Consider the following 10,445-nt stretch of genomic DNA (forward strand, 5'->3'; position numbering starts at 1 on the left):
GACCAGACATCGGACGTGTGCGCCTCACCGGGCGCCCAACGGCTGCCGCTGTGCGGCGCTAGGGGATAGATGACTGAGTACGGCCGGGGTTCCGGCTCCCAACCGTGGCATCCCGAGGACCCTCTGTACGGGGACCAGGGATACAGCGGGCAGCAGTACGCGCCGCAGCACCAGCCGCAGCAGCAGTCGCAGCCCCCCTACGGCCAGCAGCAGCCCTATCCCGGCCAGCCCGGGCAGCAGCAGTACGGCTGGGATCCCTCGCAGAACGCGGGGGGTCCCGCCCCGTACGGCGCGGCCGACCAGGGCGCCGGCTACACCGGCCAGCCCTCCGGCACGTACGCGGGCGGCGGCCCGTCGGAGTACTACGAGTACGACACCGGCACCACCGGCTACCCGCAGCAGCAGGCCCCGTACGTGGGTGACCAGCCCACGGGACAGCACGAGCAGGTCCGTCCGGCGCCGGCGCCGGCGAACCCCGCCGAGGAGAAGATCTCCCTCTTCGACGACCTCGACCCCGCGGACGCCCCGCCCGCGGCCCCCGCCGCCGACGACGACGAACCGGCCCCCCGCGAGGAGGGCGGCAGCCGCCGGGAACGGCGCGGCAAGGGCAAGGGTCGCGAGAAGAAGAACAAGCGCCGCAGCGGCACCGCCTGCCTGGTGGTCGCCACCCTGCTCGTCGGCGTCGTGGGCGGTGGCGGCTACCTCGCCTACGACTACTGGCAGACCCACTACGGCGCCGCGCCCGACTACGAGGGCCAGGGCTCCGGCGAGGTCCAGGTCGAGATCCCCAAGAACTCCAGCCTCACCAAGATGGGCGAGGTCCTGCAGAAGGCCGGCGTGGTCAAGAGCGTCGGCGCCTTCACCGAGGCCGCGGGCAAGAGCCCCAAGGGCAAGTCCATCCAGGCCGGCACCTACACCCTCCGCAAGGAGATGTCGGGCGCGGCGGCGGTCGAGATGATGACCAACACCGCCAACTTCCTGACCATCGCCGAGGGTCGGCGGGCCGCCCAGATCTACGCCGCCATCGACGAGAAGCTCGGCCTGGCGGCGGGCACGACCAAGGACGTCGCCGAGAAGCAGGTCAAGGAGCTCGGGCTCCCCGAGTGGGCGAACACCGACCCCAAGATCAAGAACCCGCTGGAGGGCTTCCTCTACCCCTCGCAGTACAGCGCGGGCAAGGGCACCAAGCCCGAGGCCATCCTCAAGCAGATGGTCGCCCGGGCCAAGGAGAACTACGCCAAGCAGGACCTTGAGGGCAAGGCCCGCGAGCTCGGCCTGAAGTCCCCGCTGCAGCTGATCACCGTGGCGAGCCTGGTCAACGCCGAGGGCATGACGCACGACGACTTCCGCAAGATGGCGCGGGTCGTCTACAACCGCCTCAAGCCCACCAACACCGAGACGAACGGCAAGCTGGAGTTCGACTCGACGTACAACTACCTGAAGAACCAGAGCAAGCTGGACCTCAGCCCCAAGCAGATCCGGGCCTTCGACGACCCGTACAACACCTACTTCTACAAGGGGCTGCCCCCCGGTCCCATCGGCAACCCCGGCGAGCAGGCGCTCAAGGCGGCGATGGATCCCGAGCAGGGCGACTGGTACTACTTCGTCTCCATCAACGAGAAGACGACCTTCACCAAGAACCTGCAGGAGCACCAGAAGCTCGTGGACGAGTTCAACAAGAGCCGGAAGACGTCATGAGCGAGCCGGTGGAGCGCCGCCGCGCGGCCGTGCTCGGTTCCCCGATCGCCCACTCGCTCTCCCCGGTCCTGCACCGCGCCGCCTACGCGGAGCTGGGCCTGGGGGAGTGGACGTACGACCGCTTCGAGGTGGACGAGGCGGCCCTGCCCGCCTTCCTGGACGGCCTGGACGCCTCCTGGGCCGGGCTGTCCCTCACCATGCCGCTCAAGCGCGCCGTGATCCCGCTGCTGGACTCCGTCAGCGCCACCGCGCGGTCCGTCGAGGCCGTCAACACCGTCGTCCTCACCGACGACGGACGCCGCCTCGGCGACAACACCGACATCCCGGGCATCGAGGCCGCGCTGCGCGAGCGCGGCGTCGAAACCGTGGACTCCGCCGCCGTCCTCGGGGCCGGGGCCACCGCCTCCTCCGCGCTCGCCGCCCTCGCCCGGATCTGCACCGGCGAGGTCACCGCCTACGTGCGCAGTGCCGAGCGCGCCGCCGAGATGCGCCAGTGGGGCGAACGGCTCGGCGTGGCCGTCCGCACCGCCGACTGGTCGCGGGCCGCCGAGGCCCTTGCCGCGCCGCTGGCCATCGCCACCACCCCGGCCGGCGCCACGGACGCCCTGGCGGACGCCGTCCCCGAGCACCCCGGCACCCTGTTCGACGTCCTCTACGAACCGTGGCCGACGCCGCTGGCCGCCGCCTGGGCGCGCCGCGGCGGCACGGTCCTGGGCGGACTGGACCTCCTGGTGCACCAAGCGGTGCTCCAGGTCGAGCAGATGACCGGCCGCGCCCCCGCCCCACTGGCCGCCATGCGCGCCGCCGGCGAGGCGGCGCTGGCGGCGCGCACGCACTGACGCGCTGTCCGCAACGTGAGGTGGTCGGTCCACAGGCTGGACCGGCGGCCGGAAAAGCCCACGGGACATGGGAGGATCGGGGGTGGCGGGCCAGGGCCGCGCACCCGGCCACGCCGCTGCATGATCGTGAGCGCGCGAGCAGAGGAGTCCCGTTGAGCAGGTTGCGCTGGCTGACGGCCGGAGAGTCCCATGGTCCTGCCCTGGTGGCGACGCTGGAGGGTCTTCCCGCCGGCGTGCCGGTCACCACGGACATGGTGGCCGACCACCTGGCCCGGCGGCGCCTCGGCTATGGACGCGGCGCGCGCATGAAGTTCGAGCGCGACGAGGTCACCTTCCTCGGCGGCGTCCGGCACGGTCTGACGCTCGGCTCCCCGGTCGCGGTCATGGTGGGCAACACCGAGTGGCCCAAGTGGGAGCAGGTCATGGCGGCCGATCCGGTCGACCCCGACGAGCTCGCCTCGCTGGCCCGCAACGCCCCGCTGACCCGTCCCCGCCCCGGCCACGCGGACCTGGCGGGCATGCAGAAGTACGGTTTCGACGAGGCCCGGCCCATCCTGGAGCGCGCCTCCGCCCGCGAGACCGCCGCGCGGGTCGCCCTCGGCGCCGTGGCCCGCTCCTTCCTGAAGGAAGCGGCCGGCATCGAGATCGTCTCGCACGTGGTGGAGCTGGCCTCGGCCAAGGCCCCCTACGGCGTCCTGCCCAAGCCCTCCGACGTCGACAGGCTCGACGCCGACCCGGTGCGCTGCCTGGACGCCGACGCCAGCGCGGCGATGGTCGCCGAGATCGACCAGGCCCACAAGGACGGCGACACCCTCGGCGGCGTCGTCGAGGTCCTCGCCTACGGCGTGCCGGTCGGCCTGGGCTCGCACGTCCACTGGGACCGCCGCCTGGACGCCCGCCTGGCCGCCGCCCTGATGGGCATCCAGGCCATCAAGGGCGTCGAGCTCGGCGACGGCTTCGACCTCGCCCGCGTCCCCGGCTCCCAGGCGCACGACGAGATCGTGGCGACCGAGGACGGCATCCGCCGCACCTCGGGCCGCTCCGGCGGCACCGAGGGCGGCCTGACCACCGGCGAGCTGCTGCGCGTGCGGGCCGCCATGAAGCCGATCGCGACCGTGCCGCGCGCACTGGCGACGGTCGACGTGACCACCGGCGAGGCCGCCCAGGCCCACCACCAGCGCTCCGACGTGTGCGCGGTGCCGGCCGCCGGCATCGTCGCCGAGGCGATGGTGGCGCTGGTCCTCGCGGACGCGGTCGTGGAGAAGTTCGGCGGCGACAGCGTCCCCGAGACCCGCCGCAACGTCCAGGGCTACCTCGACAACCTGGCCATCAAGTGACACCCCCCGTAGCCGTCCTGGTGGGCCCGCCCGGAGCGGGCAAGTCCACCATCGGTGCCCTGCTCGCCGAGCGGCTGGGCACCGGCTACCGGGACACCGACGCCGACATCGAGCGGACGGCCGGCAAGCCCATCCCGGAGATCTTCCTGGACGAGGGCGAGCCGCACTTCCGCGAGCTGGAGCGCGCGGCCGTGCGCGCCGCCGTGGCCGAGCACCCCGGTGTGCTCGCCCTCGGCGGCGGCGCCGTCATGGACGCCGGCACCCGCGCGCTGATCACCGGCCTGCCCGTGGTCTTCCTCGACGTCGAGCTCGCCGACGCCGTCCACCGCGTCGGCCTGGACGCCCCGCGCCCGCTCCTCGCCGTCAACCCCCGCAAGCGCTGGCGCGAGCTGATGGAAGCGCGCCGTCCGCTCTACACCGAGGTCGCCCGTGCCGTCGTCGGCACCGGCGGCCGCACCCCGGCCCAGGTCGCCGACGCCGTCATGGAGGCCCTCGGGCTGCCCGCGGCCCACACACCGGACACCACGCAGTGAGGAACGCATGACCGACGCCCCCACCCGCATCCAGGTCGCCGGCAGCGCGGGCACCGCGCCGTACGAGGTCCTGGTCGGGCGCCAGCTGCTGGGCGAGCTGCCCGGCCTCATCGGCCCCCAGGCCAAGCGCGTGGCCGTCCTGCACCCCGAGGCCCTCGCCGAGACCGGCGAGGTGCTGCGCCAGGACCTCGCCGCCCAGGGCTACGAGGCCATCGCGATCCAGCTCCCGAACGCCGAGGAGTCCAAGACCGTCGAGGTCGCCGCCTACTGCTGGAAGGCGCTGGGCCAGACCAACTTCACCCGCACCGACGTCATCGTCGGCGTCGGCGGCGGCGCCACCACCGACGTGGCCGGCTTCGTGGCCGCCACCTGGCTGCGCGGGGTGCGCTGGATCGCCGTGCCCACCACCGTGCTCGGCATGGTCGACGCGGCCGTCGGCGGCAAGACCGGCATCAACACCGCCGAGGGCAAGAACCTCGTCGGCGCCTTCCACCCGCCGGCCGGCGTGCTGTGCGACCTCGCCGCGCTGGAGTCGCTGCCGGTCCACGACTACGTCAGCGGCCTCGCCGAGATCATCAAGGCCGGTTTCATCGCCGACCCCGCCATCCTGGAGCTGATCGAGGCCGACCCCGAGGCGGCCCGCGGCCCCCGGGGCCCGCACACCGCCGAGCTGATCGAGCGTGCCATCCGCGTCAAGGCCGAGGTCGTCTCCTCCGACCTCAAGGAGTCGGGCCTGCGCGAGATCCTCAACTACGGCCACACGCTCGCCCACGCCATCGAGAAGAACGAGCGCTACAACTGGCGGCACGGCGCCGCCGTCTCCGTCGGCATGGTCTTCGCCGCGGAGCTCGGCCGGATCGCCGGCCGTCTGGACGACGCCACCGCCGACCGGCACCGCGCCGTCCTCACCTCCGTCGGCCTGCCCGTCACCTACCGCGGTGACCAGTGGCCCAAGCTGCTGGAGACGATGAAGGTCGACAAGAAGACCCGCGGTGACCGGCTGCGCTTCATCGTCCTCGACGGCCTCGCCAAGCCGACGGTCCTGGAGGGCCCGGACCCGGCGATGCTGCTGGCCGCACACGCCGAGATCGCGGCATGAGCGGCGTGGGCGGCGTGGGCGCCGGCGCGCGCCGGGTCCTGGTGCTGAACGGCCCCAACCTGGGCCGGCTCGGCTCCCGCGAGCCCGACGTCTACGGCTCGACCTCCTACAAGGGCCTGGTCGAGGCGTGCACGACGCTGGGCGCGGAGCTCGGCTTCGACGTCGAGGTCCGGGAGACCAACGACGAGGGGGAGCTGGTCCGCTGGCTGCACGAGGCGGCCGACGCCTCGCTGCCCGTCGTCATCAACCCCGGGGCGTTCACGCACTACTCGTACGCCATGCGGGACGCGGCCGCCCAGCGGACGGCCCCGCTGATCGAGGTGCACATCTCCAACCCGTACGCGCGGGAGGAGTTCCGCCACACCTCCGTCATCGCGGCGGTGGCGAGCGGGACGGTGGCGGGCTTCGGCATCGGTTCGTACCGGCTGGCGCTGCGGGCGCTGGCGGAGGAACTCGGGGGCTGACGGGGCCGTTTCCCCCGGTGGGGACCGGAGAGCTTAATCTTTCCCCTGACCCGCTCCGGGAAGGGGCGGGTCAGGGGAAGAGCCCCCGCCAGCCGCCCGTACGAGACGGAGTGCCACCGGATGCAGCACCCTGTGGGACCGCCGCTGCCACCAGCCCACCCCCCGATGCCGGCCGTGCCCCCGCCGGGCCCGGAGGCCACCGGGCACTTCCCGTCGCCGGGAGCGGCCCACGCCGTGGCCGAGGCCGCGGCGACCGCGGCCGTCGCGGTGCTGCTGATCGGCCCGGCCGGGGCCGGCAAGACCACCGTCGCCCGGCACTGGGCGGACACCCGCCGCGTGCCCACCGCCCACGTCAGCCTCGACGACGTCCGTGAGTGGGTGCGGTCCGGCTTCGCCGACCCGCAGTCCGGGTGGAACGACCACTCCGAGGCGCAGTACCGCCTGGCCCGCCGCACCTGCGGCTTCGCCGCGCGCAACTTCCTCGCCAACGGCATCTCCTGCATCCTCGACGACGCCGTCTTCCCCGACCGGCCCGTCGTCGGCCTCGGCGGCTGGAAGCGGCACGTGGGCCCGGGCCTGCTGCCCGTCGTCCTCCTGCCGGGCCTGGAGGTCGTCCTGGAGCGCAACGCCGAGCGCACCGGCAACCGCCGCCTCAGCGACGAGGAGGTCGCCCGGATCCACGGCCGCATGGCCGGCTGGTACGGCTCCGGCCTGCCGATCATCGACAACTCCCAGCAGGACGTCGCCACCACAGCCCGGCTGCTGGACGACGTCGTCGCCCGCTCGCTGACCGGGCGGTAACCGCCCGGTCGGAGGCGTTGGAAAGGCCGGAACGCGCCGCCGAACGTACGCTCGGAGGCATGTCCGAGGTGTACGCGGCACGACGCTCGCGGCTGCGCGAGCGGTGCGAGGCGGGCGGCAGCGACGCAGCGCTGGTCTCCGGCGCGGCCAACGTGCGCTACCTGTCGGGCGGCGCCCCCGCCGGGGCCGTGCTGCTCCTCGGGCCCGACCGGGACGTGCTGGTGTGCACCACGGATCCCTTCGCGGACGCCACGGGCGCCAGCCGCCCCGCCGACGACCTCGGTGTGCTCGTCCTGCCGCCGGAGGGCGATCCGGCCGTCGCGGCCGCCGAGCGCGCCGCCGAGGCGGGGGCGCACTCGCTGGCCGTCGAGGAGCACCACCTGACCGTGGCCCGGCACCGCGCCGTGGGCTCCGTCGTGCCCCGGGTGCGGCTGAGCGACCTCGGCACGGCCGTGGAGCAGCAGCGGATCGTCAAGGACGACGAGGAGATCTCGTCCCTGCGGATCGCCGCGGAGATCGCCGACCAGGCCCTCGGCGAGCTGCTGGAGTCGATACTCGTCGGCCGGACCGAGCGGCACCTCGCCCTCGAACTGGAGCGCCGCCTGATCGACCACGGGGCGGAGGGGGCGGCCTTCCCCACCTCCGTGGGCGCCGGGCCGAACTCGGGACTGGCCGGCCACGTGCCGACCGACCGGCGGGTCGAGGAGGGCGATTTCCTCAGCGTCTGCCTGGGCGCCGACTACCGCGGCTACCGCAGCGAGATCGCCCGGACCTTCGTCATCGGCTCCTCGCCCGCGGACTGGCAGATCGAGCTGTACGAGCAGGTCTTCGCCGCTCAACGGGCGGGTCGTGAGGCCCTGCAGCCCGGCGCGGCGTACCGTGACGTCGACCGGGCGGCACGGCTCGTGCTGGAGGCCGCGGGGCACGGCGAACGGGTCGGACCACGCATCGGACACGGCGTCGGACTCGAAAACGACGAGGACCCGAGGCTTGCGCCCTCGGCCATGGGTAAACTGGACGCTTGCGTGCCGGTCACCGTAGATCCGGGAGTCCACCTCCCGGGGCGGGGCGGCGTCCGGATCGATGACACGCTCGTCGTCCGCCCCGAGGCGGACGGCGGACCCGAGCTACTCACCATTACGACCAAAGAGCTGCTCGCGCTGTAGCCGGCGCACCGCCTTTTGGTTCCACCAAGTCGCAGTCCAGGAGATACCGCAACCGTGGCATCCACGAACGACCTCAAGAACGGCATGGTGCTCAAGCTCGAAGGCGGCCAGCTCTGGTCCGTCGTCGAGTTCCAGCACGTCAAGCCCGGCAAGGGCCCCGCCTTCGTCCGTACGAAGCTGAAGAACGTGCTCTCCGGCAAGGTGGTCGACAAGACCTTCAACGCCGGCGTGAAGGTCGAGACGGCCACCGTCGACAAGCGGACGATGCAGTTCTCGTACATGGACGGCGAGTACTTCGTGTTCATGGACATGGACACGTACGACCAGATCCACGTCGACCGCAAGTCCGTCGGCGACGCCGCCAACTTCCTGATCGAGGGCTTCGAGGCCACGGTCGCGCAGCACGAGGGCTCCGTCCTCTACGTCGAGCTGCCCGCCGCCGTCGAGCTGACCATCGAGCACACCGAGCCGGGTGTCCAGGGCGACCGTTCCACCGGTGGCTCCAAGCCCGCGAAGCTGGAGACGGGCTACGAGATCCAGGTCCCGCTCTTCATCACGACGGGTGAGAAGATCAAGGTCGACACTCGCGACGGTGGTTACCTCGGCCGGGTGAACAGCTAACCGTGTCCGCCCGTAGCAAGGCCCGTAAGCGCGCCTTTCAGATCCTCTTCGAGGCCGACCAGCGCGGCAGCTCCGTGCAGAACGTCCTCGCGGACTGGATCCGGCACGCCCGGACGGACGAGCGCCAGCCGCCGGTCAACCCGTACACGATGCAGCTGGTCGAGGGCTACGCGGAGCGCGCGGCCCGGATCGACGAGCTGATCGCCACCTATGCGATCGACTGGGACCTCGACCGGATGCCGGCCGCGGACCGCAGCATCGTCCGGCTCGGCGCGTACGAGCTGATCTGGGAGGACGAGACCCCGGACGCCGTGGCGATCGACGAGGCGGTGCAGCTCGCCAAGGAGTTCTCCACCGACGACTCGCCCGCCTTCGTCAACGGCCTGCTCGGCCGCTTCAAGGAGCTCAAGCCGAGCCTGCGGCGCGAGGGCCGCTAAGGCCGGGAGCCGGTTAGACGACAAACCGCCGGGGGGCGGGGAAACCGAATGGTTTCCCCGCCCCCCGGCGGTTTTCATGACGGTGAAAGCGTGCTCGCGACCGGCCGTCAGGCGTCTTCGTGCTGCACGGCGCGGCGCGCGTCCGCGTCGAGCACGCCCCAGCTGATCAGCTGCTCGGTGAGCACCGAGGGCGACTGGTCGTAGATCACGGCGAGGGTGCGCAGGTCGTCCTGGCGGATCGAGAGCACCTTGCCGTTGTAGTCGCCGCGCTGGCTCTGGATGGTGGCGGCGTAACGCTGGAGGGGGCCCGCCTTCTCGGCCGGGACGTGGGCGAGGCGCTCCAGGTCCAGGACCAGCTTCGGCGGGGGCTCGGCGGCGCCGCCGGGCGTGGTGCCGGGCAGCAGCTCCTGCACGGGCACACCGTAGAAGTCGGCCAGCTCGGCCAGGCGCTGCACGGTCACGGCACGGTCGCCGCGCTCGTACGAACCCACTACCACGGCCTTCCAGCGCCCCTGGGACTTCTCCTCGACGCCATGGAGGGAGAGGCCCTGCTGGGTGCGGATGGCGCGGAGCTTGGCCCCGAGCTGTTTGGCGTATTCGCTGGACATAAAGCTCCCCGGACGCTGTATCGACGTGCGACGGCGTCTTCTCGACTGCCGCGTGTCTGGTAACTCACTGTGAGGTTACGCAGCGTAATCTCGGTTCGTCAAGCCGAATGGGCCATACCCTGGGCCGTCAGGGGTGGGGTGTAAGAGTTCACCGGCGGTCCTGGTACGGTGAAACATGTAAATCCGACGTCCTTTAAAGTCCGTCCCGTGAGGCGGAGAAGGGGGTCCGTTTCGTATGGACGCAATTCCTGCTGCGCGTCCCGTGCTGGAAGCACCGGACATCGCCCGGGTTCTGACCCGTATCGCGCACGAGATCGTCGAACGCGCCAAGGGCGCCGACGACGTCGTACTCCTCGGCATTCCCACCCGCGGCGTCTTCCTCGCCCGCCGGCTGGCCGCCAAGCTTGAGGACATCACCGGCACCAAGATGCCGGTCGGCTCCCTCGACATCACCATGTACCGCGACGACCTGCGGCTGCGCCCGGCGCGCGCCCTGGCCCGCACCGAGATCCCCGGTGAGGGCATCGACGGCCGCCTGGTGGTCCTCGTCGACGACGTGCTCTTCTCCGGCCGCACCATCCGTGCCGCGCTCGACGCCCTGAACGACATCGGGCGCCCCCGCGCCGTCCAGCTCGCGGTCCTCGTCGACCGCGGCCACCGCGAACTCCCGATCCGCGCCGACTACGTCGGCAAGAACCTCCCCACGTCGCTGCGGGAGACGGTCAAGGTCCAGCTCACCGAGGAGGACGGCCGCGACAGCGTGCTCCTCGGCGCGGGCGCGACCGCCCCGGCCGACGGGCAGTAGCACCCCCGTACGGACCCGGTGATCCCGGGCCCGTGCC

12 protein-coding genes are annotated in these 10,445 nt (G+C 72.3%); 11 read left to right on the forward strand and 1 reads right to left on the reverse strand.

What is annotated here, in order from left to right:
• Nucleotides 1–69 precede the first annotated feature (69 nt).
• From mltG to nusB, 10 genes are all read left to right on the forward strand, one after another.
• Nucleotides 70–1,698, forward strand: a complete 1,629-nt coding sequence (gene mltG, locus LE181_RS13105; RefSeq protein ID WP_225661430.1) for an endolytic transglycosylase MltG — start codon at nucleotides 70–72, stop codon at nucleotides 1,696–1,698.
• On the forward strand, nucleotides 1,695–2,537 hold the full coding sequence (locus LE181_RS13110) for a shikimate dehydrogenase (protein ID WP_225661431.1): 843 nt from the start codon (nucleotides 1,695–1,697) through the stop codon (nucleotides 2,535–2,537). Before mltG ends, LE181_RS13110 begins: the two co-directional genes overlap by 4 nt.
• Nucleotides 2,538–2,689: 152 nt before the next feature.
• On the forward strand, nucleotides 2,690–3,874 hold the full coding sequence (gene aroC / locus LE181_RS13115; RefSeq protein ID WP_225661432.1) for a chorismate synthase: 1,185 nt from the start codon (nucleotides 2,690–2,692) through the stop codon (nucleotides 3,872–3,874).
• Nucleotides 3,871–4,407: a shikimate kinase gene (locus LE181_RS13120; protein WP_225661433.1), complete on the forward strand. Its 537-nt coding sequence runs from the start codon at nucleotides 3,871–3,873 to the stop codon at nucleotides 4,405–4,407. The genes aroC and LE181_RS13120 overlap by 4 nt, the downstream gene beginning before the upstream one ends.
• A gap of 7 nt (nucleotides 4,408–4,414) precedes the next feature.
• Nucleotides 4,415–5,506, forward strand: coding sequence for a 3-dehydroquinate synthase (gene aroB, locus LE181_RS13125; RefSeq protein WP_225661434.1), 1,092 nt, complete (start codon nucleotides 4,415–4,417; stop codon nucleotides 5,504–5,506).
• Nucleotides 5,503–5,970: a type II 3-dehydroquinate dehydratase gene (gene aroQ / locus LE181_RS13130; RefSeq protein ID WP_225661435.1), complete on the forward strand. Its 468-nt coding sequence runs from the start codon at nucleotides 5,503–5,505 to the stop codon at nucleotides 5,968–5,970. The genes aroB and aroQ overlap by 4 nt, the downstream gene beginning before the upstream one ends.
• A 120-nt stretch (nucleotides 5,971–6,090) precedes the next feature.
• Complete coding sequence (locus LE181_RS13135; protein ID WP_225661436.1) at nucleotides 6,091–6,771, forward strand: AAA family ATPase; 681 nt, start codon at nucleotides 6,091–6,093, stop codon at nucleotides 6,769–6,771.
• A gap of 59 nt (nucleotides 6,772–6,830) precedes the next feature.
• Complete coding sequence (locus tag LE181_RS13140) at nucleotides 6,831–7,937, forward strand: aminopeptidase P family protein (protein ID WP_225661437.1); 1,107 nt, start codon at nucleotides 6,831–6,833, stop codon at nucleotides 7,935–7,937.
• Between the two features lie 54 nt (nucleotides 7,938–7,991).
• Nucleotides 7,992–8,558, forward strand: coding sequence for an elongation factor P (gene efp / locus LE181_RS13145; RefSeq protein ID WP_225661438.1), 567 nt, complete (start codon nucleotides 7,992–7,994; stop codon nucleotides 8,556–8,558).
• A 2-nt stretch (nucleotides 8,559–8,560) separates the two neighbouring features.
• Nucleotides 8,561–8,995 carry a transcription antitermination factor NusB gene (gene nusB / locus LE181_RS13150; RefSeq protein WP_190109024.1) on the forward strand — a complete coding sequence of 145 codons (435 nt, stop codon included), beginning with the start codon at nucleotides 8,561–8,563 and terminating at the stop codon, nucleotides 8,993–8,995.
• Between the two features lie 107 nt (nucleotides 8,996–9,102).
• On the opposite strand, the gene bldD is transcribed toward nusB, so the two are convergent.
• Nucleotides 9,103–9,603, reverse strand: coding sequence for a transcriptional regulator BldD (gene bldD / locus LE181_RS13155; RefSeq protein ID WP_004948690.1), 501 nt, complete (start codon nucleotides 9,601–9,603; stop codon nucleotides 9,103–9,105).
• A 235-nt stretch (nucleotides 9,604–9,838) separates the two neighbouring features.
• Between bldD and pyrR the strand changes: the two genes are divergently transcribed.
• On the forward strand, nucleotides 9,839–10,408 hold the full coding sequence (pyrR, locus tag LE181_RS13160; RefSeq protein WP_225661439.1) for a bifunctional pyr operon transcriptional regulator/uracil phosphoribosyltransferase PyrR: 570 nt from the start codon (nucleotides 9,839–9,841) through the stop codon (nucleotides 10,406–10,408).
• The last annotated feature ends 37 nt before the right edge of the window (nucleotides 10,409–10,445 follow it).

Source organism: Streptomyces sichuanensis, assembly GCF_020328095.1.
In the GTDB taxonomy this organism is placed as follows: Bacteria; Actinomycetota; Actinomycetes; order Streptomycetales; family Streptomycetaceae; genus Streptomyces; species Streptomyces cinnamoneus.